Origin of the sequence: Campylobacter sp. P0085 (assembly GCF_002139495.1) — a bacterium.
Classification (GTDB): Bacteria; Campylobacterota; Campylobacteria; order Campylobacterales; family Campylobacteraceae; genus Campylobacter; species Campylobacter devanensis.
This window is the reverse complement of the sequence record NZ_MJKB01000001.1, coordinates 125,881-150,377: the sequence shown is the minus strand read 5'-3', so window position 1 is coordinate 150,377 and position 24,497 is coordinate 125,881. Positions and strand designations below refer to the sequence as shown.

Below are 24,497 nucleotides of genomic sequence, written 5' to 3'. Positions count from 1 at the left end.
TTAAATATTCTATAAAAAAGAAGTCTTAGAAAGGAAAATAGATGAATAAATATCCAGAAGTGTATAGCTTAGAAGAGAGCTTAGCTATACTTGATAAATATAAAGATGATTTGACAAAAGAGCAATATAGAGCTATAAGATCTACCGTTTGCGGACACACTATTGAAAATATGTTTGCAAATGAAAGAAACATTATTGATATGATAAAAATTGCAAAAAATGAAAAAACAGCTGATGAAATAATCGCCGAATATAAAAAAGAGTGGGGAGTAAGTGTTTAAATTTTTAGATGATGGTATCCCTGAAAATGATTTTGATAGACAGCTTTTAGATTCTAATTTAGTAGGTGCAATAAATTTAGTAGAACTAAAAGAACGAGAAAGAGAAATTGCATTAAAAAAACAATTGGAGTTAGAACTTAATCCAATTAAAGTCAATTTTGACTATCAACATTTAAAAGATATACATAAAAAACTTTTTGAGGATGTATATACATTTGCTGGTCTTGATAGGGCTGATATTGGGCTAGAATGAAATACAATGATATAGATATCTTAGTAGCCTTTTTGGTGCTATCAAAGATGGAGATGAAGAATACACAGAAGCAAAACTAAATGTAAGAAAAGATGGTAGCCATATATCCAAAAACCAAACAAAAGCAGAGTTTCATGATAATTTCAATGTATTGATAGTTGCAAAGAAGTATCAAACAGGATTTGATGAGCCTTTGCTACATACGATGATGAAATATCAATATAAGCTCAAAAGAGTTTAGATATTCAAATAATAAATTAAATCAAAATATATCGACTTTCAAGCCAAAATAATATAGATAATTAAATATGAAAAAATATTAATCAAATTTGAACAATATGGTTTTTATTAAATAATAATGCTAAAAACTTAAAAAAGGATTTGGATAAAGGTAAAATTTCTTTAAGTGGCGGACAGAGAGGGATTTGAACCCTCGAAGCCCGATTAAGACTTGCACCCTTAGCAGGGGTGTGGTTTCAGCCGCTCACCCATCTGTCCTAAAAAGAGCTGAAATTATACAAGCTTTTTACTTAAAAACCGCTTAAATATGCTCTAAAATCCTTTGAGTAATCTCTTTTGGACTATTTGCTTTATATATAGGCCTGCCAACTACTATAAAATCAGCTTGATTTTGCACCGCAGTAGCTATATCAGCTACTCTTTTTTGATCTGCATTATCCTCACCAAACGGCCTAATACCTGGCGTTAAGGTTAAAAACTCTCTGCTAGTAGCCTCTTTAATAGCTAGACTTTCATATACTGAACAGACCATTCCATCTAGGCCACTTGCGTATGCCATCTGCGACATATTTACTACGCTTTTTTTAATACTAGAGTTATACACAGCTTTAAATTCACTCTCATCAAAGCTAGTAAGAGCTGACACTGCCAATACTAGTGGCCTACTAGGCAAAGCGTTTAATCTATCCATTACTGTTTTCATTGCTACTACTCCAGCACTAGCGTGAATATTTATCATATCAGCACCAACTCTAGATACCACCTCGCAAGCATCTGCCATAGTGTTTGGTATATCATAAATTTTAAGGTCTAAAAAGATCTTAAAATCACTAATGCTTTTTAACTCTTCTATAAATTTTGCTCCATCACGCAAATAGGCTCTAAGCCCAACCTTTAGCCATAAATCAAGCCCTTTAAGCTCTCTAGCTAGTGCTAGACACTCATCTTTTTGCGCCATATCTAATGCGATACAAAGCTTCACTTTTTATCCTTTGCGATAGCGTCTAAAACACCATTTATAAGTTTGATAGAAGATTCACTGGCTAATTCATTAGCTAGCATCACAGCCTCATTAATCGCAATAGCTGAGTCTATATCACTATATCTCATCTCATAGGCTCCAAGTCGCAGAATTTGTCTTTCTACGCTACCTATCTCGCCTATTTTCCACTTGCCAAGATAGTTATCTAGCTGTTCATCAATGCTAGATAAATTTTCTAAAATACCATTATATAAGCTAATTGTAAAGCTCTTTTGGTCGTTTCTTATCTTTTTTTCTTCTAAGAACTCATCGCTAAAATGCTCCATCTCGCTACCCATCTCCTTAGCATAGAGTAGGCTTACTACGCACTGTCTTACTTGATGTCTAGTAGCCATTTTATCCCTTTAAATTTTCATACAAACTAAGCAACTCAATAACTCCAACCATTGCTTCAAAGCCTTTATTTCCAGCTTTTGAGCCGGCTCTTTCTATGGCTTGTTCTAGATTATCAACTGTTAATACGCCAAATGTTACTGGCTTAGCGTATTTTAGCGTTATATTTGCTACGCCTTTAGTAGTTTCTGCACTTACATAATCAAAATGCGGAGTAGAACCACGAATTACAGCTCCTACGCATACTACAGCGTCGAATTTGCCACTTTCTAGAGCTTTTTGGAGTGCCATTGGTATCTCAAATGCACCAGGAACTAAGATTAAAGATAGATTTTCTTCTTTACCGCCATGGCGTAAAAACGCATCTTTTGCACCTTCTACAAGCCTATCAGTTATAATATGATTAAATCTAGCGTTGATTATAGCTATTTTTTCACTGCCTTTTAGGGCTAAATTGCCTTCTATTATATTCATTTTAACTCCTTATATTAATTTTAACATTATTACACTAAAAACTATCAAAAATAGATAAACTGCCTTTTTGATACCTATCTTTTCTTTATTAAATATTACTCCAACTCCAACAGCTCCAACAGCTCCAATCCCAGTCCAAACTGAGTAGGCTACTGACATTGGCAATATATTCATCGCAAAGCCAAGCAGACTTAAAGATATTCCAAAAGTTACTACTACAAGCATAAAAAGTGCAATCTTTTTGATATTTTGACTTTTTGCCATTTGATTTAAAAATACGACACCTAAAACCTCACAAACTCCAGCACCAAAGAGCGCAGCTGTATATATCACGCTTCACTCCTTTTAAGCCCTAAAACGCCGATAATAATAAGCAAAATAAATAAAATTCTAAGGAAACTAATGCTTTGATTATTAAAATAGTTTGTAATTATCTCGGCACCTACGATGAAAATTGTCCCAAATCCAATAAACATTGTATAAGCTATACTTGCGCTAAGATATTTAAAGCTCATCATAAATGCCCAAAAACTACAACAAGCAAGCAAAGCAGTAATCACCCATTCAAATGGTGTATTAGCATACTTTAAGCCATAAGCCCAGCCAGCTTCAACACTAGCTCCACTAATGACCCAAAAAAATCCTTTATTATTCACCTAAAGCGTCCTTGATTTTTTTGATCTGTTCTAAATTTGCTTTAAGGGCTTCAAGATTTAGCATATTTGGCCCATCGCACATAGCCTCACATGGATTAATATGCGTTTCATAGAAAAATCCATCCACACCCACAGCCGCTGCTGCTCTAGCAAGATATGGTACAAATCTGCTATCGCCACCACTTGTAGCGCCGTTTGCACTTGGCATTTGAACGCTATGAGTAGCATCGAAAACAACAGGCGCAAACTCTCTCATAATAGGCAAACTTCTCATATCCACTACTAAATTCCCATAACCAAATGTAGAGCCTCTCTCGCATAAAAATACCCCATTTGCCTTAGCTACTTCATAACCAAACTCACTTACACCACGAGTTTCTAAGACCTTTTTAACGCTATGTTTCATCGCATCAGGGCTTAGGAATTGACCCTTTTTGATATTTACTATCGCTTTGGTTTTGGCTGCTGCTACTAGCAAATCTGTCTGGCGACATAAAAATGCTGGTATCTGCAGGGCATCTGCTACTTGCGCTGCGGGCTGGGCTTGATAACTTTCGTGGATATCGGTTAAGATTTTAAAGCCAAACTCACGCTTAACTTCATCTAAAATTTTTAAACCCTCATCAAGTCCTGGCCCTCTAAAGCTACTAATACTTGTGCGATTAGCTTTATCAAAACTAGATTTAAAATAAAAATCTATCCAATCTAAATTTGCAAACTCTCTAAGCTTACTAGCAACCTTAAATACCAAATCTCTACTTTCTATTACGCAAGGTCCTGCTATTAATATCATTTTTACACCTTAAATTTCATTTTAGCTATGATTATACCCAAATATTGCTAAATTACCGCTCACGAGCAACTAAAATTCCAGCACCAATAATCATTACAATACCTAAAAATGCCCAAGCGTCAGGCAGGGCATCACCCAAAATTAACCCAAAAATCATACTAAAAACTACATCGCTATAGCCTACAGCTGCTACAACTCCTGCTTTTTTACTTGCTGCATAAGCTTTGGTTAGATAAATTTGAAATCCAGTAGCTAATAATCCCATAATAACTATCATAACCCAACCATTTAAGCTAGGCATCACAAATGGACTAATCAAAAAATCCAAATTTGGCCTATAATAAAAGCTCCCAACAATCATAGATAAAAGCGGCATAGCACTCCCACAAATCATAAAAGACAAAACAATCGCCCTAGTATCATAATGCTTTCTAAGCCCTCTAATACTAGTATAAGCAAGAGCTGCACCAATTCCACTAAGTAGGCCTATATATTCATCTTTGCTTACGCCAAGAGTTGGCTCAATAACAAATAAAATTCCAATAAATCCGATAAAAATCGCAAACCAGCCTAGATAGCTAAGTCTCTCTTTGAAAATAAAAGCAGCCAAAAGTGCTGTAAAAATTGGACTAGTCTTAGAAAATGTAAAGGCTGTTGCAAGGTCTATATGAGCAATATTGTAAAAAAATGCATACAGCCCAATTGTCCCAATAATTCCACGAAAAGCAAGTAGCCAAAACTTGCCACCAGCTTGATGAAGTGGCCTTTTATAAATCATCCAAATTATTAGCCCAAGTCCTATGATATTGCGAAAAAATACAATCTCAATAGAACTTAGCTCGCTGCTTAAAATTTTAGATAATGCTCCAGTCCCAGCAAAAAGCAAAGAGGCGATCAACATATAATAAATACCCAAATGGCGAATTAAAAATCTGTTATATCTCATTTTTATTTTATATCCGGTTTTACTTTAAATTTTTAAAATAAAATATTAGTTAAATTTCATTGAATTTAAGATAAATATCACAATCAATCATTAAGCCCAATTTACTTTCGTACCTTACATGGATTACCATAAGCTATACTACCACTATCTATATCAGATACTACCACGCTACCAGCTCCAATGGTTATATCTGATTTGATTTTAATCCCTTGAATAATACTCGAACCAATCCCTATCCAAGTACGCTCACCAATATTTACACCGCCTGCTAAAACCACACCAGGGCAAATATGCGCAAAATTGCCGATTATGCAATCGTGTTCTACTATAGCACCACTATTTATGATAACACCATCTCCAATTATACTATTAGCATTGATAATAGCCCTAGGCATTACCACGCTTCCAGTGCCAATTTTTACACTAGTGCTAATAATCGCACTTGGGTGGATGAGTGTAGCTAACTCAAATCCACTTTCAACTACAAGCCTTTGAAGTCGCTCCCTAGCTATAGTATTACCAATAGCTATGATTATAGGATATTTGGGCAATTTAGGGCTAAATTTCACTCCGTTTACATCATCTAAAAATATTAAATCATTATAACCATTTATACGAGCTATATCAGCTACAACTTTAGCGTGACCACCATTTCCATAGATATACAAACTAGTTATTGCCACTAAATTTCTCCGTAGTTACCATACCATCTTTATTTATTCCATCTTTTTTTATAACCTTTTTAATAGTTAAAAAAGCAATTTTAATATCTAAATTTAGACTTAGATTATCAGCATAATATGTATCAAATTCAAATTTTTGCTTCCAGCTAATAGCATTTCTACCATTTACCTGCGCAAGGCCTGTAATTCCTGGACGGACATTATGGCGACGACTCTGTTCTTTAGAATATAGTGGCAAATACTCAACTAACAATGGTCGTGGCCCAATAAAACTCATATCGCCTTTTAAAACATTAAAAAGCTGCGGAAGCTCATCTATACTAAGCGCTCTAATCCTCTTTCCAAATTCTCCAAGTCGAACCTCATCGCTAAGCAAATTACCATTTTCATCACGAGCATCACTCATAGAGCGAAATTTATAAATTTTAAAAATTTTAGCATTTTTACCGGGTCGTGCTTGGGTAAATATTACAGGTGTCCCAAGATGTTTTTTAATCGCAAAATATGCCCACGCCATCACTGGTGCAGTTAAGATTATTAAAATTAACGCCCCTAAAATATCAAAAATCCGCTTAAAAAAATATCTATACACTCGCAATTTCCTTATAAAACTCAATATATTTTGCCGTAATGATTGGCTGGTTATAGTGTTTTAGTACAATATTTCTAGCATTTTGCCCCATCTTTGTAGCTTCTTTTTCATCATCGAGCAACTTAGATATTTTTATAGCTAAATCATTAGCATCTCTAGCTTTACAAATTAAACCATGCAAACCATCAGTTATTGCTTCCTTGCAGCCATCGCAGTCGCTTACAACTGATGGTTTTGCCATACTCATTGCCTCTAACACCGTACGTGGAAAACCCTCTTTATAACTTGGTAAAGTAAAAAGATAGCACGATGAAAGCATATTGGCTACCTTATCACTCCAGCCTATATGACGCACATATGGTGAGCGTAAAAACTCCTCATCTAGACTAGATGTATTACCTAAATCACTTGAACCTACAAATACAAACTCACAATCTTTACGCCCACTTAAGATCTTAGCTGCTTCATAAAATTCCATCACTCCTTTATCTTTTAACGCTCTAGCTATCATTAAAACGATTTTCTTATCACTTTTAAAATCATATGGCGTTACTTTTTGTGGGTCAAATTCACTTGCATCTACTCCTACACTTTTAATTCGTTTTATCTTGTTTTTTTGGATTAAGTGGCGGCTCAACATATAATTAGGATCTGAATCATTGACAAAAATCGTAGCCCTTGATAGTCTAAATGTGATAAAATATAGCCCTTCAATAGCTACTCTTATAAGCCTACTTTTTAGAGTATTGGATATATAAAAGCTACCTAAGCCCTCTACTAAATTTATCACGCATTTTACGCCTGCTTGCTTAGCTGCAAGTGTCCCAAATACATTTGATTTATGTGCTGATGTTTGGAGCATATCTAAATTTAATCCACCTAAAAGTCTAGCTAAATTTGCTGTATCTTTAAAAACTTTAAGAGGATTTAAACTTGCCTTATCGATATCATAATGCACTAGTCTAAACTCAGCACCAATAAGACTACTATACTCTCCCTTTGGCGCAATAGCAATCACTTCATGCCCAAGCGCCTTTAATGCTCTCATTATTGGCAAACGAAAGTGATAAATACTCATATCTGAATGAGATAAAAACCCTATTACCACGCTCTACCTTTTAAGTTTATATACTTTAGCTGCTGGTTCTAAAATAACAGGCTCAAATGGTGTATCAGCGTAATTTTCTAGCACAAAAAGCTGAACATAGCTACTATTAAACATCTCCCTATCCATTATAACAAATCGCCCATAATCAACCATATAAATCAGATATATATCAGCTAAATTATCTATATTATGAATAGTTTTATTTAGCTTCATATTTTCATCATATTTAGTTTCAATATAACTATTTACCCTAAATTTCTGCCCACCTAGCTCAATATGCGTAGCATCATTTGAGATAATTATACCATTATCTAAAGCAATTCCATTTTGGGTTTGAGCAAAATTGGTCGCAATAACAAAAAATGATTCAGCCCACTCTTTGCCATTTAGTAGATCAAGACGACTAAATTTAGCTACAACCGGGAAAATCCCCATCATTCTATCAGGTAAGAAATAATATATATCACGACTCTTTAGAGGTGGACTAAAAGTTTCTTTTTTAATATCACTTAAAAATTCTCCAAGCTCGATATAGTTATAATCTTTTAAAATTTGCTCTAAATTCTTACCGCCAAAGTTTTGCATATAGCCTTTTTCAGTATATTCAACCTCTAATCGTGCCATATTAGCAGAATTTAATGGTGGCATAGTTAAAGCATAACTAACTGCATAGTTTTCTCTACCTAAATGTTTACCCCCATCAATTAATGTTTTTGTATCGCTATAATATCTAATCGCATAACCATAATCCCACCATGCCAAGGTATAATCATCTCTTTTTGCAATCTTGCCAAGCTTATCTAAAACATTCACTTCAGTTTTAAATAGTACGCTTGATGGTTTGTAATAATATATATGAACAATAGATGGAATCAACGCTGCTACTGTAATAATAAAAGCTATTAAATTTATCTTTGCTATTTTGGCTCTTTTGAGTAAATAATATAACAAATATCCAAATCCCATCGCCACAATCGGTACAGCATAAATTGTAAATCTTAGCCCACCTTTAAGTGCTAAAAAACCAAGACCAATCATTGGAATAGCTACTAAAAATATTCTAAATTTAAAACATAGCAAAACATAGCCAATTACACCAGCAATAAACACGCTCCAATGTCCGCTAATACGCTGAGTAAATAGATCTAAATCAATTCGCCCAGATTCCATAATTGTTTGATTAACATTATAAAAATAAAATGATACTGAACTACTATCACCAAGACTTCTAAATAGATAAAATTTAGCCTGAAACCATATCGGGTTTAATCCACCAAATATAACAAATAGCGCCAAAACAGATACAAAAAGCCCAATCATAACCCTAACGCTAAGTAAATTTGCCCTAAAATAAATCAAGCCAAAAAGCGCTATAATTAGCCCTAATCTAACTGCATAAGGCGCAGCAGTAATAGCTAAAATCATAAATAAAATCGCTTGATAATTCTTTAAATTTCTACGTTCTAAAACTACAGTATAAATAGCATAAAATAGCGTTATAGCCACACATAGTGTATAGCTAGATGGATACCACCAATTATATGCCAACATTGAAAGCGAAATAATTAAAAAAGATATCAAATCGCCTTTAAAATGTAGTCTGATTATTCCCCAAATAGCAAAAAGTGGTAAAACAATTACCAACATATCAGTATCATAATATCCAGCCATTGTGCGATTGTAGTAGCTATTTGCGATTGATGCAAGGAGACTAGCAACGAAAAATTCTTTAACATGGCCAAATTCTTTGCCTATTAAAATCATTGGCACAACAATAAGCGAGGCTAAAAATATGCTTAAATAGACCATAATAGTCTCTAAGCTAAATGGCAAAACCTTACAAAGCAAAAATGTCAATGTAGAAAGCGGAGTACCATAGTAGCTAAGATCGTTTGGCTGGTGAAATCCAGCTATCATATCTCTAGCGCCTTCAGCATAAGCATATCCATCATTTGTGCTAATCATCAGCTGATTATTCCAAATAAAATCGCTATAACCTCCAGCCCACAATACCCACTCCATACGGCATAACAAAGCAAAAAGGTAGGCAATAATTATAAATATTGAAATTTGATATCTATTTAGAAGCTGCATATATCTCCTCTAATTCATTTATAAGATTTTTAGCTATTATTTTTTTGTCAAATTCTTTAGCTCTTATGATAGCGTTTTTTTCATAATATTTTACAAAATTTGGCTCATCAATAGCTCTTTGCATAGCTTTTTGTGTAGCATCTTGATCGCCTACAGGAACCAAATAACCCCACTCATTCTCCCCTATTAGCTCTTTTGCTCCACTTTTATGCTCACTTGTAATTACTAGCTTACCGCACGCCAAAGCTTCAATTAAAGCATTTGAAAATCCCTCAAAAAGACTCACAAATACAAATGCATAACATTTTGATATATATTTATATGGATTATTATCAAAGCCAGGTAAAAAGACTCTATCTTCTAAATTTAGCTCTTTTATTAGATTTTCAAGTCTAGAGCGCAAAATTCCATCACCTAAGATTATTAAAGATTTATCACAATTTTTAAGTCTAGCATAGGCTCTAATTAAAAGTTCATGATTTTTACCGCTATCAAGCCGCCCAACACTTAAGAAAAATTCACCCTTAAATTCTATAGGTTCACTAGATTTACGAGCAATATCATCAAGATCAAGTGCGTTATATAGCACTCTCATTTTACGCTCGTCAATGCCAAAATTATCCCGCAAATCGGCCAAATTACCAAGACTATTTGGATAGATAAAATCACCTTTTGGATATAGCCATTTAAGTAAAAATTTACTAATCCTAGACTTTAGTGTATCATTAGCATACAGTACCGATGGTGTTGAACACTCATTTAACACTAATGGGCGTTTATCTCCTAAAATCCTAGCTAAAGCTGCAACATAACAAGGGCGATTCATCCATACAAAATGCAAATCCACATCAAGTGCTAGGCAAAGTCGCTTATATTTTAATGCCAAAAATGGTAATTTTGCAAATTTAATCAGTCCATTTTCAAAAGGCTTAGAATTCTCCAAATAATATATTTTAACATCATGTGGGATTGGGTAGGCGATGCGATCATTCATTAAAATTAGATAAATCTCATAACGCCCTACTAGCTCACTAAGCAGATTTGACACCACACGCTCAGCTCCACCGCCAGCCATTGAATATATAAATACTGCTAATTTTTTCATTATTTTCCTTTTAATTTACCGATTAATTCACTCCATTGGGAAATAATATTTTGTGGAGTAAATTTAGTTAAATTTATATTTTTTACCAAATTTTCTTTTAAATTTGGATCGCTTAGAACTTCACTTATGCATTCACTTAGCGCCTTAGGGCTAAAATCTTTAGCAATTAAAGCATCCTTTCTATGAGATAAAATCTCCATAGCTCCAGCTGTGGGTGTAGATATTCTAGCAACTTTATAAGCTGCAGCTTCATTTAACACATTACCAAAAGCCTCACTAAGGCTAGGCAAAACCAAAATCTCAGCCCTTTGATAGAGAGTCTCAACGCTCTTAATATGACCTAAAAATTCAATATTTAAATTTAAATTTTTAGCTAAATTTTCTAAATTTTGTCTTTGAGACCCCTCACCTGCAATAGCGATTTTATAATCTTTTAACAAATTTTTATCTACAAGAGCTAAAGCGTTTAGATATAGCTCATAGCCTTTTACTGTTTCAAGCCTACCAACACTTAAAATAAGTTTCTCTTTTTTAGCTAAATTAACACCTAAATTTGATGAAATTTTAGCTAAGTTTTCAACCATAAATAGCGGATTATATATTATTTCACAATGCTTAACAAAACTGTAATAATCTTTATCTCTTTTACTTAAAACCACTAATGCATCGCAAAATCTATAACTAAAATTTCTAATTTTTCGCCAAATTTGCGAACTTAGTAAATCATAACTCACATGTTCAGTAGCTATAATTTTTTTTCCCATAAATGCTGTGGCAATTAGCACATTTATATTAGTTTGATCCATAAAAGTGATTATAATATCAGGTTTTGCACTCTTTATATAGGATCTAATTTTTAAAAATTTACTAAATTTGCTTAACAAGCCTTTTTGATTATAAATATCTAAATGAGTAAGCTTACCACTAATTTTATAGTGGTTTTGATTCTCTTCAAAGTAGATGGTCTCAATCTCATAATTTTTACTTAACTCATGGCTTAAAAGCTCTACTACACGCTCAGCTCCACCATTTCTAAGTGCAGAAATTACTAACATAATTTTCATTTTAATACTCTATTTATAAGATTTAACCACTCTTGAGTGATATTTTGAGGCATAAAACTAGCTCTATTTTTATAGCCATTTTGAGCAATTTTAGCTCTTAAATTCTCATCTTGTATAGCCAAGTTTAGCTTTTTAGCTAAACTTTGTGGGGTAAAATCGCTACTTATTAGCCCATTTTTACCATCTTCTATTAATTCGCATGCGCCAACTGTAGGCGTAGCAATTCTAGCAACCTTATAAAAGCACGCCTCAATTAATACATTTCCTAACCCTTCGCTTCTTGAGCTTGAAACTATAATTTTAGCTCGCTTATAATAGCTTGATATATCGCTTACGCTTCCTTTGAATTTAACTCTATCGCTTTTAAACTCGCTTTTCAATTTTTCAAACTCACTTCCATCTCCACAAATCTCCACACTAAAATCTCCAATATTGCAAAATTTAAGTGAATTTAAAAATATATCGCACCCTTTTACACTCTCAAGTCTACCAACAAAAATTATTAAATTTTCTTTTTTACTTTCATCAAAATCAGTACCAACCTCTCCAAAAAATGGATTATAAATCACCGCACGATTTTTAACATATTTATAATATTCATAATCGTTTTTGCTTAAAAGTGATAAAGCATCACAAAATGGATATAGTAATCTTTTAGCCACTCTCCACTTTAAAGATAAAAAGCTATGTTCGCTATGTTCTGATATTATTAGCCTCTGTTTTAAGCCTAAATTTGCCATTAAACATAATAAATTTGTACTATCCATAAAGCTAATTATAAGATCAAACTCACCACTTTTAAAAATCTTACGCAATACAAAAATCTTGCTAATTACTCTTTTGAGATTACCTAAAATACCACTATTTTGTAAGCTTAGGCTTACTACACGCACTTGCTCATCAATCTCATAAAATGGCGCCTTGCTATCAAATTTAAAAATAGTTATTTCATGCTTAGAGCTTAAATTATTTGCTAAAATACTTAGCACCCGTTCTGCTCCACCAAATCCAAGCGTAGAAATCACAAATCCAATCTTCAAAAACGCCCCCTAATTTTAGCTATAAATATCGCCCTTTGTGCCAAATTAAATATCATAACAAACCCTACTAAATAACCAAGCCCGCTCATCAAAGTACAACAGAGTAAAAACTCCAGCCAATTAGTTACGCTTAACATATTTGAAATAGGATAAATTATTCCAGTAATTAAAGCAAAAACAGCAAGACATTTTATATAGATTGGATAAAATGTACTTAGTTTTAACCCCAAATTTGCCCCAGCATTTGCAATATCAAACAGACTAATCTTAAGCGCAATTCCAATGGTTATTACAATTGCTATCTCTTTGAGTCCAAACTCAAAAAAACTAAGCCCAATAAGCTGTATACAAAATACGCAAACAGCCATAAATAGCGTTACAAGTGCTGGTTTTTTAAGTTTATCAGTGATCAAATTTATACTAATTAATGGACGTGAACTAGCAAAAATAATAGATGGTACAAGCGAAATTAAAACTAGCTCATAAATAAATTCAATCTCCTCTTTGCTCTTAAATGGCAGCCAAAGTGTATAAAACTCATCAGCTAAAATCCCAAAAGTCGCAATCAATGGAAGCGAGACAAAGCTTACACTCTTAATAGCCAAAATAACCTCATCTTTAAGAGGCTTAGCGCCTGCATGCAAGGCAACCAGCCGTGGATTCCACGCTACTGCAGTAGTAACTACAAAACTCTCAATAATCATAGTAACTGAGCGAGAAAGCGCTAGTATCCCCATACTAAATGCACTAATAAAAATATTAACCAAAAGCAAGCTAGCGCCACTAATAAGCACTTGACTAAGCATATTTAAGCTATTAAAAAGCCCGCTTCTAGCTAAAACATAGACAAATTTTGTTCTAAAAAGCTTGGAATTAAAGTGTAAATTTAGCCCAAATTTATGATTTAAAAATAGAGCACTAAAAAATACAAAAATTGATGATATTAAAGCTGCAATTGCTGTGTAGTAAATCATAGCCTCAAACGCCCAAAATAACCCTAACACGCACCCAGCATAAATAGCAGTGGATATAGCATTGCGAATAGAGATTAAATACATCTGGTTTTTAATAAATGCATGCACGCTAAAAAGTGCATTAAATAGCCCAATACTAAAGTTGATAAAATATATTGCCATTGTAGCTCTTACATCGCTTAAAAGGGCCTGTGATATATTTATTATTGATTGAATTTTAACCAAAAACACAAATGAAACTAGCGCAACTATAAGACTAAAAATCAGATTAGCTACAATCACTGAACTATAAAATTTGCTAGCCCTAGCAAAATTGCCTTTATGATAGCTAGAGGCAATAAATCTACTAGCTACAGAGTTAATCACAAGTGTTAAGATAAATCCATAATTTACCAGCGAATTAGCAAGTGCTAAAAATCCATAAGCTTCATCGCCTAAAACACGCAAAATATATGGAGTAAGAAAAAAATTAATAGCTGTTTGTAGAGCAAAAACAATAATAGTTGTAAGCAAATTTAGATACATAACGGGCTATTTTTCCTTGAATATTTGGATAGATTTAGGTTGAATTCTAACTAAATTTAAATAATTCTTTGCTTTAATCAAAAATTATTAAAGTTAATAAATCTAAATTTAATATAAAAAATGTTAAATTTAGCACAAAAAATTTAAAAAACAAGCCCATATTTTGCCTAACTTTAAAAATAAATTTTGCAAATTTTTACTAAAATTTAGTCTTAAATTTAAGCCAAATTTGGGTAGCATTACGAATTCTAAAATTATCAAGGACAGTCTTATGGATTATTTGGAACTAGCTCATAAGTATCAAACACCGCTTTATGTGTATGATTTTGATCATATTACTACTCAATATGAGAGATTAAAAAAGGAATTTAATGCTAGAAAGTCACTTATTTGCTACGCTGTTAAAGCCAATTCAAATTTGAGCCTTTTAAAGCATATTGCTACTCTTGGTGGCGGGTTTGATTGTGTGAGTATAGGCGAAGTAAAAAGAGCCCTGCTAGCAGGCGCTAGTAACTATAAGATAATTTATAGCGGAGTTGGCAAGAGCGATGAAGAGATTAAAGAGGCTTTAAATTTAGATATTTTAATGATAAATTTAGAGAGCTTTGCTGAGATGCAAAGAGTTGAATTAATAGCCAAAGAGTTAGGTAAAAAGGCTAGAATCTCAGTTAGAGTTAATCCAAATGTAGATCCAAAAACTCATCCATATATCTCTACAGGATTACATGAAAATAAATTTGGTGTTAGTATAAATGAAGCTAGGAAAATTTATCTACATGCTCATAGAAGTGATAATCTAGATCCAGTTGGTATTCACTGCCATATTGGAAGTCAGCTAAGTGATATTAGCCCAATTATTGAAGCAGCAAATATTACTAGCGATCTATTAAAAGAGTTAAGAGCAGCTGATATAAATATTAAATTCTTTGATATAGGTGGCGGTATTGGCATTAGATATAGTGATGAAAATGAGCCAAATTTATATGAATATGCTCAAGGAATTTTAGCAGCACTAAAGGGTCAAGATGTAACCATCATATGCGAACCAGGTAGATTTATAGTAGGAAATAGCGGAGAATTACTCACTCAAGTATTATATGAAAAAACTAATGGTGATAAGCGTTTTGTAATTGTCGATGCGGCTATGAATGATCTTATTCGTCCAAGTTTATATGAGGCTTATCATGAGATAATAGCATTAAAAGATGGAGATAAAACTAATTGTGATGTAGTAGGCCCAATTTGTGAAAGCGGTGATTTTTTAGGTAAAGATATCGAGCTTCCAAGCCTAAATCATGGTGACTTGCTTGTGATTAAAAGCGCTGGGGCATATGGATATTCAATGTCTAGTAACTACAATACAAGAGGCAGAGCTGCACAAGTTGCTATTGAAGGCGGCAAAGATCGCTTAATAGGCAAAAGGGAGAGCTTTGAAGATATGATACAAAATGAGAGAGAGTTTATATAATGTATTTTATCGATGTTCAAGGAACCTTAATAAGCGATAGCGATAAAAGTCCAATTAATGGCGCTTGTGAACTACTTAAGAAATTAAATCAAAAACAAATTCCATATGTAGTTATAACAAATAATACAAAAATTAAAAGTGATGAGTTTTTACAAACGCTAAGAGATAAAGGATTGGCAATAAAAGATGGTGCTTATTTAGATCCATTTTGTGTATTAAATAAAACTATTTCACCTTGCCCTGTGGCACTTTTTGGAGCTAATGAGTTTATTTCTACTATGCAAAATATAGGCTACACACAAGATTTTAGCAATCCAAAAGCAGTTTTAATAGCTAGCTGGGATAAATTTAGCTTTGATGACTTTGCTACTATCAACGAACTTGCCCTAAAAGGGATAAAAATTATAGCTATGCATGAGACTAGTATCTACAAAAAAAATGGTAGATTATATCCAGGAGTTGGCGCTATTGCTAATATGATTAGTTACGCTACTGGAGTGCAATTTAGCAGTATTGGCAAGCCAAGCTTAGGATTTTATACAGCTGCGCTTGAGCTTTTAAAATTGCAAAATCCTAAGGCTGAATTTAAAGATATAACAATAATTAGCGATGACGCAACTGGCGATCTTTATGGAGCTAAAGAGTTGAATATGAGTACGGCTTTGGTTTTAAGTGGTAAAATAGATAAAAGTAGTGCCGCAAATTTAAATAGAGATAAAATTGATAATATATATGATGATGTGAGTAAAATTTGGGAGATTTTAAAATGAGCATTGATGAGTTAAGAGTTGGCATCGATAAGATTGATAATGAGATTTTAGGCCTACTTAATCAGCGTATGGAATTTGTCAAAAAAATTGGCGAATTAAAAGTTGGTTCAAATGCTCCAATTTATCGCCCAGAGCGTGAAAGAGCAATACTAGAAAGATTAAAATCATTACCTAATAACACTCTAAGCAGCAAAGCTATCGAGGCGATATATTTAGAGATTTTTGCTGTTAGTCGCAATCTAGAACTACCACAAAAAGTAGCATTTTTAGGCCCAGTTGGGACCTATACACATCAAGCAGCTGAGAGTAGATTTGGGGCAATGAGCAGCTATACGCCAATCAGTTCTATAGAGGGTGTTTTTAGGGAACTTAACAATGGTGAGGCTAAATATGGAGTTGTACCAATTGAAAATAATACAGAAGGTGCTGTTGGGATTACCCTTGATTGCTTAAGAAAATATGAAAATGTAAAAATCGTAGCTGAAATTTATATGGATATTCACCATAGTTTTGTTAGTTTAAATGAGAATTTAAGCGATATAAAAAAGATATATTCTCATCCGCAAGGCTATAATCAGTGTCATAAATTTCTAGATGATCATAATCTAAATTCAATAGAGTTTATACCAACTAAATCAACTGCTCAAGCTGCCTATTTAGCCTCACAAGATCCTAGTTCAGCAGCAATCTGCTCTAAAATAGCCGCACATATAAACAAAGTGCCAATAATGTTTGAAAAAATCGAAGATAATATGGCAAATAGAACAAGATTTTTTGTACTAAGTGATTTTAAAAATATCAAAAGTAGCTGCAATAAAACCAGCATCCTAGCACTCACTGCTCACCGTCCAGGCGGCCTTGTAGAGCTGCTTAATATGTTTAAAGAGGGTGGAATAAATTTAACCAAGCTTGAGAGTAGACCAATCAAACAAAAAGATTTTAAAACGGTATTTTATATAGATTTTGAGGGGCACATCGATGATGAAAATGTCGAAGCAGTGCTAAAAAATGCTAGCCAAAACGGACATGAGATCACCTGGCTGGGTAGCTACTTAAACCAAGAAGGACAAGAATGAATTTCAATTCACAAATATCAAATTTACCAATATATGAAGCTGGCAAGCCAATCGAGCTTGTTATTAGAGAGTTTGGCATTGAGCCACAAAATGTAGTAAAACTAGCTAGTAATGAAAATCCACTAGGCTGTTCATCGCTTGCACTTGAAGCTATGAAAGAGTCAATCAAATGTGCAAATTTATATCCAGATGATAGCTATTATGAACTTAAAGAGTCTTTGGCAAATTTATATCATGTAAGTAGTAAAAATATTGTAATTGGTAGTGGTAGCGACCAAGTAATAGAGTTTATCATGCACGCAAAGCTTAATCCAAATACAGCAATGCTAAGTGCAGGTATAACTTTTGCAATGTATGAAATTTATGCTAAACATATTGGGGCTAAAATTTATAAAACCTCAAGTGCTACACACAACCTAAATCAACTAAAAGAGCAATATTTAGCACACAAAGATGAGATAAAGGTTATATTTTTATGTCTACCAAATAACCCACTTGGTGAATGTTTAGATGCTAATGATGTATATGAGTTTATATCTAGCGTTGATAGTGATACCATTGTAGTAATTGATGGAGCATATATGGAGTTTGCTAAATTTAAAGATAGCAAAAAAGCTATAAATCCAAGTGATATAGTAAAACTAAATAACTCTATATATCTTGGTACATTTTCTAAAGCTTATGGATTAGGCGGAATGAGAGTTGGCTATGGTATTGCAAATGATCAAATAATTACTGCCATTAGCAAGCTTAGAGCGCCATTTAATATTACAACTCCTAGTCTAGCAGCAGCCATTGCAGCTATTAAAGATCAAGCCTTTATAACGCAAACTTTAGAAAATAACTTTAAAGAAATGGAAATTTTTGAAAAATTTGCTACTGAGAATGGGATTGAATTTATTCCAAGTTATACAAATTTTATTACTTTTAAATTTGATACCAGTAGAGACTCAACTCAAATTTGTGATAATCTACTAAGACAAGGTATAATTTTGCGTAATCTAAAAAGCTATGGATTAAATGCAATACGCATAACAATAGGTACCAGCAAACAAAATATAAAAGTTTTAGAAACTCTTAAAAAGGAAATTTAATAGATTATGGATTTTAAAGCTCTTTTTCAACAAATTAGTCAAGTCGTTCAAAATCTAACCAAAAAGCAAAAAATTGTAGTTATTAGCTCTGTTGTTTTGGTTATTGGATTTTTGGTGTTTTTGACTCTATTTAGCAGTAGTAATAAAAACCCAGAGGCTGAGTATGAAGGCTATAGCGTATTATTTCGCAATGTTGATCCTGCTATATCTTCTCAAATTATCAATGAATTAGAGGCTCAAGGCGTAAAATATAAACTAGCTGATGAAGGTACGATTTTAGTTCCTACAAGTGATGTCTATCGCCAAAGAATAGCCGTAGCTAGCCTTGGCATAATGGGTGATAATAAAAAGGGTTTTGAAATTTACGATACACAAGATTTTGGAGCAACCGAAAACGAACAAAGAGTTAAATTCCAACGTGCAATTCAAGGCGAGCTATCTAAAACCATCGAAAGTCTAGAGCCAATTGATAAGGCTAGTGTGTATATAGCTTTTCCTAAAGATAGCGTATTTACCGAGCGTCAAGTCCCACCAACAGCTTCGGTTGTAGTAAAAATTAAAGATGGCGCTAAGTTAAATCGTAGACAGATTGATGGAATTAAAAGAATCGTAGCTGGTTCAGTGCCAAATTTAAAACTAGAAGATGTAAAAATAGTAACACAAGATGGCGTAGCACTTGGCGATGATGAGATTGCATTAGAGAATGAATTAGTAGCTGCACAAATTAAATATAGAAGCCAATTTGAAGATTCATATGAGAGAAAAATCATTGATATGATTGGCAAATTTATTGGCGGAAAAGATAAAGTAACAGCTAAAGTTAGCATTGAATTTGATTTTTCAACCAAAGATAGCATAAATGAGATTTATGATCCAAACTCAGTTATTAGAAGTGAGCAAAATATAGAAGAAAAAAGGGAAGGAAAAGAGCCAAAAGATGTTGGTGGAGTTCCAGGTGCTGTAAGCAATATCGGCCCAGTTCAAGGCCTAGAAGATAATAAACCAACCGAACTATACTCCAAAAATGTCGCCAATACCAACTATGAAATTTCAAAACAAACAATAAAAGTAAAAGATCAATACGCCACTATAAAAAGAGTAACCGCAGCCGTAGTCGTAGATGGAAAGTATGAATTCCAAACCCTTGAAGATGGCTCACAAGCTCAGACTCCAACCTATATTCCATTAAATCAAGATGAATTAAACTCAATAAAAAGTCTAGTCCAGCAAGCAATCGGATATAATGCTGATAGGGGCGATGAAGTTACAGTAAGTAATTTTGAATTTAGACAAACTGGTAAAATTGCACAGGTAACAGGCTTCCAAAAAGTTGTAGATACATATTTTAAACCAATTGTACCGGTATTAAAATATCTAATAGTTTTAATAATTTTATATGTATTTTATAAACAAGTTATTACTCCATTTCTTAATAAAATGCTTGAAGAGTCTAAAGACGAAGGTCTTGAGCCGCTCTCACATGAATCTACTATCCAAGAAGAAGCCGAGGATACATTGGAGAAATTCAAAGCTGCTAGAAAACGGGTTGAAGATGAACTTGGAATTGGTGAGAATTTTGATGAAAATGAGCTTAAATACGAAGTTATGCTAGAAAAACTCAAACTCATTGCCACTGAAAGAAGCGATGAGATCGCTACATTGTTGCAAAATATGCTTAAAAATGATACTGGATTTAACTCCAATAAGGAATTCTAATGAAGCTAAACGAAGAACAAAAGGCAGTATATGAAGATTTGAGCATGGCTGAAAAAATAGCCATCTTACTCATTCAGCTAGGTGAAGATGTTACTACGATGCTTTTTGCGCATATGGATATAGATATTATCACTGAAATCTCAAAATATATTGCCACTGCCAAAACTATCGATAAATCAATAGCAGCTGCAGTGCTAGAAGAATTTTATGTAGTTAGTCAGTCTAACCAATATTTACAAAGTGGCGGTATCGAATATGCTAAAGAGATTTTATTTAGAACATTTGGTCCAGAAATCGCTCAAAAAATTATGGATAAACTCCAAAAATCACTCGAAACCACCAAATCTTTTGGCTATCTTGGCCAGGTGCGACCTCAGCAGTTAGCCGACTTTATCGTCAAAGAACATCCACAAACCATCGCTCTAATCGTAGCCCATATGGATTCATCAAGTGCTGCTGAAACCCTAGTTTATCTACCAGATGATATTAGAAGCGAAGTTGTAATGCGTATGGCAAACCTAGGCGATATTAGCCCATCTGTTGTCAAACGTGTTTCAACCGTACTTGAATCCAAGCTTGATAGCCTTACAAGCTATAAAGTTGAAGTTGGTGGACCAAGAGCTGTTGCAGAAGTTCTTAACCGTCTTGGTCAAAAAGCAAGCAAATCTACAATTGAAATTATTGAGAAAAATGATCCGGCTCTTGCTACGATCATTAAAGATCTTATGTTTACATTTGATGATATTAGCTCTCTTGATAACAATGCTATTAGAGAAATTCTCAAAGTTGTGGATAAAAAGGTACTTATGGTTGGTTTAAAAGGCAGCGGCGAAGAGTTAAAACGCAAATTCCTAGCCAATATGAGTCAAAGAGCAAGTGAAGCATTTATCGAAGAGATGCAATTTATTGGTGCTGTACGTGTAAAAGAGGTTGAAGAGGCGCAAAGAAAAGTTGTAGAACTAGTTCAAAAACTAGCTGAAGATGGAGTATTCCAAGTCGGCGTAAGCGAAGAGATGATAGAATGATAGCAAGTAGTGTAATACATAAAAACAACGAAGAGCATATAGTCGAGCCATATAGATTTAAGGTTTTAGCGCTCCAATCAAATGAATCACCAAAAGAGCAACCAGTCAAGGAGCCAATCCAAGATACAAATAGCGATGCAAGAGATGATTTTGAGTCAAATACACAAAATGCTGAATCAAGCTCAACTCCAGCTCAAGAGTCGTCAAATTTAATAGAATCAACATTTATTGAAGAGCTTTTAAAGCGAACTGATGATCTAAGCGGTAATATCGTTAAGCTTCAAATGCAGATTGAACATCAAGAGAATGAATTTAAAATTCGCCTAGAAAATGAGACTCAAAGAGCCAAAGAAGAAGGGTTAAGAGAAGGACACGAACAGGCTAAAGCTGAGTATGATGCAGCTTTAAATGAAATTAGCAAAAAGTATTCAAGTTCCATTGATAAGCTCGATGAGCAAACTGCTAAACTTGAAACTTTACTAGCAACTAGTCAAAGTGAAATCGCAGCAACTGCTATTGAGATTGCTAAAGAAGTAGTCTTAAAAGAGATAAAAGACAGCTCAGCTCAGATTGCCTTAAATATCGCTAAAAGCTTAATTGATGAACTAAACCAAGCTACAGCAATTGAGATAAAAGCCAATCCAAAAGATTATGAGTTTATAAAATCAAATTTAACTCTAAAATCTAATATAAAACTTAGCAGTGATGAGGCTGTATCAGTTGGTGGTGTAATCGTTCTAAGCGATATAGGCAATATCGATGGCAGCGTAATGGCTAGATTTGAGAAAATTAAAAAAATATTAAGCGAATAAAATGAATATAAAATCTCTAAAGCTAGGCGAACTAGAATCTCTAGCCTGTGATATCAGGGAACGAATTTTAAGTGTAGTTAGCACCAATGGCGGACATTTAAGCTCAAATTTAGGAGTTGTAGAGCTTAGTATTGCGATGCACTATGTATTTAATCCCCCAAATGATCCATTTATATTTGATGTTAGCCACCAAAGCTACACCCACAAGCTATTAAGCGGGCGTTGGAATGAATTTGATAGTTTGCGTCAATTTGGTGGAATTAGTGGATATACTAAACCTAGCGAGAGTGAATATGATTATTTTATAGCTGGACATAGTTCTACATCTATTAGTCTTGCAGTAGGCGCTGCTAAGGCTATTAAGCTTAAAAACGAAGATAGATTACCCGTAGCTCTAATCGGCGATGGGGCATTAAGCGCTGGGATGGCGTATGAAGCTTTAAATGAGCTAGGCGATCTTAAATATCCATGTGTTATTATCTTAAATGACAATGAGATGAGTATCTCAAAACCGATTGGTGCTATGAGCAAATACCTATCACAGATGATGGCGGGGCCATTTTATCAAAAATTTAAAAGCAAAATTAATCAACTTTTAGAGCTTATGCCAGACTCAGCGGCTTATATGGCTAAAAGATTAGAAGAAGGCATTAGACTCATTACTCCTGGGATGTTTTTTGAAGAGCTTGGGCTTGAGTATATAGGTCCAGTAGATGGGCATAATATCAAGGATTTAATCTCAGCTCTTAGCGTAGCAAAAAATATGAAAAAACCAGTTATAATCCATGCCCAAACGATAAAAGGCAAAGGTTATGAAATTGCCGAAGGCCCAAAAGAGAAGTGGCATGGCGTTAGTCCATTTAATCCGCAAAATGGTATAGCACTACAAAAATCTAGTCAAAAAAATGCTACTGAAATTTTTAGCAGTTTACTTTTAGAACTTGCTAGTAAATATGATAATATAGTAGGCGTAACAGCTGCTATGCCTAGTGGTACTGGAATTGGGGCTTTGATTGAGAAATTTCCAGATAGATTTTGGGATACTGCAATTGCAGAACAGCATGCAGTTACATCTATGGCAGCAATGGCAAAAGAAGGTTTTAAACCCTATATTGCAATATATTCAACATTTATGCAAAGAGCCTATGATCAAGTCATTCATGATTGTGCTATTTTAAATTTACCTGTAGTCTTGTGCATGGATAGAGCTGGCATAGTAGGAGAAGATGGTGAGACGCATCAAGGAGCTTTTGATATTAGCTTTTTAAACGCTATACCAAATTTTACTCTTGCAGCACCTAGAGATGAATTAATGTTTAAAGAGATTATGGAATTTTCTTATAGTTTTAATTCGCCACTTGCTATTAGATATCCTAGGGGAAATTTTGGGCTTAGTGATGAGTTTAAACCAGTTAAAGTAGAGCTTGGAAAATCCCAAATTTTATCGCAAAATAATGAAAATGTCGCATTTATTGGATACGGTAATGCGGTGGCTAAAGCATACAAGGTAGCTAAATTTTTAGATATTAATCCTACAATTATAGATCTTATCTTTATAAAACCACTTGATAAAGAGCTGCTTTTAAACCTTGCTAAAGAGCATAAAAAATGGTATATTTTTAGCGATAGTGCTAAGCGTGGTGGGGTTGGCGAGATTTTATCTGGATTTTTACAAGAGAATAATATTAAAGATGTAAGTATTGTAAGCTTTGAGTATGAAGATAAGTTTATAACGCATGGATCTATAAATTTAGTAGAAAATAGCTTAAACATCAGTATTGAAGAGATTGCTAAAAAAATCATACTTTAAACAAGATAGGCTAATAGATAAAAAATATTAATTAATAAAGTTGAATTTAAATATTTTTTGGATAAAATATACCCATTTAATTAAGAGGAAAAAAGTATGGATTACATGGAGCTTTTAAAACAAGCCAAACTTAAAGCCACTCCACAAAGACTGTGTGTGTTAAAAATACTAAGCAATCACACGCATCCAACTATAGATGAGCTTTATGAACAAATTAAAAGCGAATACCCATCTATATCACTTGCAACAGTATATAAAAATCTAAGCACCCTTATAAATGAAAATTTAGTAATTGAGGTTAATAGCCCAAACCAAAAAGCAAAATATGATATTTACGAGCAACCACACATTCATTTAGTATGTAGCAATTGTGGCAACATTACAGATATTAGCGCCAATGATGCGCAGATGATCTCATATCAAACCCATCTAGAACAAAAGATAGGTAACTTAATAAATAGATTAAATATCGTTGCAAATGTCTCAAATTGTTCAAAGTGTTGCTAAATTTAAAGCCCTAAAT

Annotated in this window: 26 protein-coding genes and 1 tRNA gene; 11 read left to right on the top strand and 16 right to left on the bottom strand. The window is 33.6% G+C overall.

Features of this window, described 5'->3' with window-relative positions; translation table 11 throughout:
• The first annotated feature begins 41 nt into the window (after positions 1-41).
• Complete coding sequence (locus tag CIGNP85_RS00800; RefSeq protein ID WP_086286663.1) at positions 42-281, top strand: hypothetical protein; 240 nt, start codon at positions 42-44, stop codon at positions 279-281.
• Positions 274-534: a hypothetical protein gene (locus tag CIGNP85_RS00795; protein WP_439098028.1), complete on the top strand. Its 261-nt coding sequence runs from the start codon at positions 274-276 to the stop codon at positions 532-534. Before CIGNP85_RS00800 ends, CIGNP85_RS00795 begins: the two co-directional genes overlap by 8 nt.
• Positions 535-941: 407 nt before the next feature.
• On the opposite strand, the gene CIGNP85_RS00790 is transcribed toward CIGNP85_RS00795, so the two are convergent.
• From CIGNP85_RS00790 to CIGNP85_RS00715, 16 genes are all read right to left on the bottom strand, one after another.
• Positions 942-1,032, bottom strand: a tRNA-Ser gene (locus CIGNP85_RS00790).
• 43 nt (positions 1,033-1,075) lie between these two features.
• Positions 1,076-1,756 (bottom strand): orotidine-5'-phosphate decarboxylase, encoded by a 681-nt coding sequence (gene pyrF / locus CIGNP85_RS00785; protein WP_086251500.1) that lies wholly within the window; start codon positions 1,754-1,756, stop codon positions 1,076-1,078.
• On the bottom strand, positions 1,753-2,151 hold the full coding sequence (nusB, locus tag CIGNP85_RS00780) for a transcription antitermination factor NusB (RefSeq protein ID WP_086225159.1): 399 nt from the start codon (positions 2,149-2,151) through the stop codon (positions 1,753-1,755). Before nusB ends, pyrF begins: the two co-directional genes overlap by 4 nt.
• Before the next feature lies 1 nt (position 2,152).
• Complete coding sequence (gene ribH / locus CIGNP85_RS00775; RefSeq protein WP_086226712.1) at positions 2,153-2,623, bottom strand: 6,7-dimethyl-8-ribityllumazine synthase; 471 nt, start codon at positions 2,621-2,623, stop codon at positions 2,153-2,155.
• 9 nt (positions 2,624-2,632) lie between these two features.
• Positions 2,633-2,956: a DMT family transporter gene (locus CIGNP85_RS00770; RefSeq protein ID WP_179186960.1), complete on the bottom strand. Its 324-nt coding sequence runs from the start codon at positions 2,954-2,956 to the stop codon at positions 2,633-2,635.
• Positions 2,953-3,279: an SMR family transporter gene (locus CIGNP85_RS00765; RefSeq protein WP_086232488.1), complete on the bottom strand. Its 327-nt coding sequence runs from the start codon at positions 3,277-3,279 to the stop codon at positions 2,953-2,955. The genes CIGNP85_RS00770 and CIGNP85_RS00765 overlap by 4 nt, the downstream gene beginning before the upstream one ends.
• A complete protein-coding gene (gene kdsA, locus CIGNP85_RS00760) occupies positions 3,272-4,072 on the bottom strand; it encodes a 3-deoxy-8-phosphooctulonate synthase (protein ID WP_086278045.1) in 801 nt (266 codons plus the stop codon). The genes CIGNP85_RS00765 and kdsA overlap by 8 nt, the downstream gene beginning before the upstream one ends.
• Positions 4,073-4,124: 52 nt before the next feature.
• Positions 4,125-5,018 (bottom strand): DMT family transporter, encoded by an 894-nt coding sequence (locus CIGNP85_RS00755; RefSeq protein WP_086286662.1) that lies wholly within the window; start codon positions 5,016-5,018, stop codon positions 4,125-4,127.
• Positions 5,019-5,119: 101 nt separating this feature from the next.
• Complete coding sequence (pglD, locus tag CIGNP85_RS00750; protein ID WP_141031734.1) at positions 5,120-5,701, bottom strand: UDP-N-acetylbacillosamine N-acetyltransferase; 582 nt, start codon at positions 5,699-5,701, stop codon at positions 5,120-5,122.
• A complete protein-coding gene (gene pglC, locus CIGNP85_RS00745; RefSeq protein WP_086226716.1) occupies positions 5,688-6,293 on the bottom strand; it encodes an undecaprenyl phosphate N,N'-diacetylbacillosamine 1-phosphate transferase in 606 nt (201 codons plus the stop codon). The genes pglD and pglC overlap by 14 nt, the downstream gene beginning before the upstream one ends.
• Positions 6,286-7,401, bottom strand: a complete 1,116-nt coding sequence (pglA, locus tag CIGNP85_RS00740) for a N,N'-diacetylbacillosaminyl-diphospho-undecaprenol alpha-1,3-N-acetylgalactosaminyltransferase (protein WP_141031733.1) — start codon at positions 7,399-7,401, stop codon at positions 6,286-6,288. The genes pglC and pglA overlap by 8 nt, the downstream gene beginning before the upstream one ends.
• Before the next feature lie 3 nt (positions 7,402-7,404).
• Positions 7,405-9,495, bottom strand: a complete 2,091-nt coding sequence (locus CIGNP85_RS00735; RefSeq protein ID WP_086286661.1) for an STT3 domain-containing protein — start codon at positions 9,493-9,495, stop codon at positions 7,405-7,407.
• Entirely contained in the window at positions 9,479-10,600 is a 1,122-nt protein-coding gene (pglJ, locus tag CIGNP85_RS00730) for an N-acetylgalactosamine-N,N'-diacetylbacillosaminyl-diphospho-undecaprenol 4-alpha-N-acetylgalactosaminyltransferase (protein ID WP_086243399.1), read from the bottom strand. Before pglJ ends, CIGNP85_RS00735 begins: the two co-directional genes overlap by 17 nt.
• Positions 10,600-11,664 carry a glycosyltransferase gene (locus tag CIGNP85_RS00725; protein ID WP_086226719.1) on the bottom strand — a complete coding sequence of 355 codons (1,065 nt, stop codon included), beginning with the start codon at positions 11,662-11,664 and terminating at the stop codon, positions 10,600-10,602. The genes pglJ and CIGNP85_RS00725 overlap by 1 nt, the downstream gene beginning before the upstream one ends.
• Entirely contained in the window at positions 11,661-12,704 is a 1,044-nt protein-coding gene (locus tag CIGNP85_RS00720) for a glycosyltransferase (RefSeq protein ID WP_086226720.1), read from the bottom strand. The genes CIGNP85_RS00725 and CIGNP85_RS00720 overlap by 4 nt, the downstream gene beginning before the upstream one ends.
• Positions 12,701-14,203: an MATE family efflux transporter gene (locus CIGNP85_RS00715; RefSeq protein ID WP_086225149.1), complete on the bottom strand. Its 1,503-nt coding sequence runs from the start codon at positions 14,201-14,203 to the stop codon at positions 12,701-12,703. Before CIGNP85_RS00715 ends, CIGNP85_RS00720 begins: the two co-directional genes overlap by 4 nt.
• A gap of 271 nt (positions 14,204-14,474) precedes the next feature.
• On the opposite strand from CIGNP85_RS00715, the gene lysA reads away from it, so the two are divergent.
• From lysA to CIGNP85_RS00670, 9 genes are all read left to right on the top strand, one after another.
• Positions 14,475-15,671, top strand: a complete 1,197-nt coding sequence (gene lysA / locus CIGNP85_RS00710; RefSeq protein WP_086286660.1) for a diaminopimelate decarboxylase — start codon at positions 14,475-14,477, stop codon at positions 15,669-15,671.
• Positions 15,671-16,441 carry an HAD-IIA family hydrolase gene (locus CIGNP85_RS00705; protein ID WP_086240326.1) on the top strand — a complete coding sequence of 257 codons (771 nt, stop codon included), beginning with the start codon at positions 15,671-15,673 and terminating at the stop codon, positions 16,439-16,441. Before lysA ends, CIGNP85_RS00705 begins: the two co-directional genes overlap by 1 nt.
• Positions 16,438-17,517 (top strand): prephenate dehydratase, encoded by a 1,080-nt coding sequence (pheA, locus tag CIGNP85_RS00700; RefSeq protein WP_086228512.1) that lies wholly within the window; start codon positions 16,438-16,440, stop codon positions 17,515-17,517. Before CIGNP85_RS00705 ends, pheA begins: the two co-directional genes overlap by 4 nt.
• The gene (gene hisC, locus CIGNP85_RS00695; protein ID WP_086286659.1) at positions 17,514-18,611 is read left to right on the top strand and encodes a histidinol-phosphate transaminase; all 1,098 of its coding nucleotides are present in this window, start codon (positions 17,514-17,516) and stop codon (positions 18,609-18,611) included. Before pheA ends, hisC begins: the two co-directional genes overlap by 4 nt.
• Before the next feature lie 6 nt (positions 18,612-18,617).
• Complete coding sequence (gene fliF, locus CIGNP85_RS00690; RefSeq protein ID WP_086225144.1) at positions 18,618-20,327, top strand: flagellar basal-body MS-ring/collar protein FliF; 1,710 nt, start codon at positions 18,618-18,620, stop codon at positions 20,325-20,327.
• The gene (gene fliG / locus CIGNP85_RS00685) at positions 20,327-21,352 is read left to right on the top strand and encodes a flagellar motor switch protein FliG (RefSeq protein ID WP_086225143.1); all 1,026 of its coding nucleotides are present in this window, start codon (positions 20,327-20,329) and stop codon (positions 21,350-21,352) included. The genes fliF and fliG overlap by 1 nt, the downstream gene beginning before the upstream one ends.
• Positions 21,349-22,164 carry a flagellar assembly protein FliH gene (gene fliH / locus CIGNP85_RS00680; RefSeq protein WP_086241649.1) on the top strand — a complete coding sequence of 272 codons (816 nt, stop codon included), beginning with the start codon at positions 21,349-21,351 and terminating at the stop codon, positions 22,162-22,164. The genes fliG and fliH overlap by 4 nt, the downstream gene beginning before the upstream one ends.
• Before the next feature lies 1 nt (position 22,165).
• Positions 22,166-23,974 carry a 1-deoxy-D-xylulose-5-phosphate synthase gene (gene dxs, locus CIGNP85_RS00675; RefSeq protein WP_086286658.1) on the top strand — a complete coding sequence of 603 codons (1,809 nt, stop codon included), beginning with the start codon at positions 22,166-22,168 and terminating at the stop codon, positions 23,972-23,974.
• A 96-nt stretch (positions 23,975-24,070) separates the two neighbouring features.
• Positions 24,071-24,481, top strand: a complete 411-nt coding sequence (locus CIGNP85_RS00670; RefSeq protein ID WP_086226728.1) for a Fur family transcriptional regulator — start codon at positions 24,071-24,073, stop codon at positions 24,479-24,481.
• Positions 24,482-24,497: the final 16 nt, after the last annotated feature.

Coding starts and splice junctions, on each gene's coding strand:
- ribH (WP_086226712.1), bottom strand. CDS start 2,623: ATGAATATAATAGAAGGCAATTTAGCCCTAAAAGGCAGTGAAAAAATA.
- CIGNP85_RS00705 (WP_086240326.1), top strand. CDS start 15,671: ATGTATTTTATCGATGTTCAAGGAACCTTAATAAGCGATAGCGATAAA.
- nusB (WP_086225159.1), bottom strand. CDS start 2,151: ATGGCTACTAGACATCAAGTAAGACAGTGCGTAGTAAGCCTACTCTAT.
- lysA (WP_086286660.1), top strand. CDS start 14,475: ATGGATTATTTGGAACTAGCTCATAAGTATCAAACACCGCTTTATGTG.
- pglJ (WP_086243399.1), bottom strand. CDS start 10,600: ATGAAAAAATTAGCAGTATTTATATATTCAATGGCTGGCGGTGGAGCT.
- fliH (WP_086241649.1), top strand. CDS start 21,349: ATGATAGCAAGTAGTGTAATACATAAAAACAACGAAGAGCATATAGTC.
- fliF (WP_086225144.1), top strand. CDS start 18,618: ATGGATTTTAAAGCTCTTTTTCAACAAATTAGTCAAGTCGTTCAAAAT.
- fliG (WP_086225143.1), top strand. CDS start 20,327: ATGAAGCTAAACGAAGAACAAAAGGCAGTATATGAAGATTTGAGCATG.
- hisC (WP_086286659.1), top strand. CDS start 17,514: ATGAATTTCAATTCACAAATATCAAATTTACCAATATATGAAGCTGGC.
- CIGNP85_RS00715 (WP_086225149.1), bottom strand. CDS start 14,203: ATGTATCTAAATTTGCTTACAACTATTATTGTTTTTGCTCTACAAACA.
- CIGNP85_RS00800 (WP_086286663.1), top strand. CDS start 42: ATGAATAAATATCCAGAAGTGTATAGCTTAGAAGAGAGCTTAGCTATA.
- CIGNP85_RS00725 (WP_086226719.1), bottom strand. CDS start 11,664: ATGAAAATTATGTTAGTAATTTCTGCACTTAGAAATGGTGGAGCTGAG.
- CIGNP85_RS00670 (WP_086226728.1), top strand. CDS start 24,071: ATGGATTACATGGAGCTTTTAAAACAAGCCAAACTTAAAGCCACTCCA.
- pheA (WP_086228512.1), top strand. CDS start 16,438: ATGAGCATTGATGAGTTAAGAGTTGGCATCGATAAGATTGATAATGAG.
- kdsA (WP_086278045.1), bottom strand. CDS start 4,072: ATGATATTAATAGCAGGACCTTGCGTAATAGAAAGTAGAGATTTGGTA.
- CIGNP85_RS00735 (WP_086286661.1), bottom strand. CDS start 9,495: ATGCAGCTTCTAAATAGATATCAAATTTCAATATTTATAATTATTGCC.
- dxs (WP_086286658.1), top strand. CDS start 22,166: ATGAATATAAAATCTCTAAAGCTAGGCGAACTAGAATCTCTAGCCTGT.
- CIGNP85_RS00755 (WP_086286662.1), bottom strand. CDS start 5,018: ATGAGATATAACAGATTTTTAATTCGCCATTTGGGTATTTATTATATG.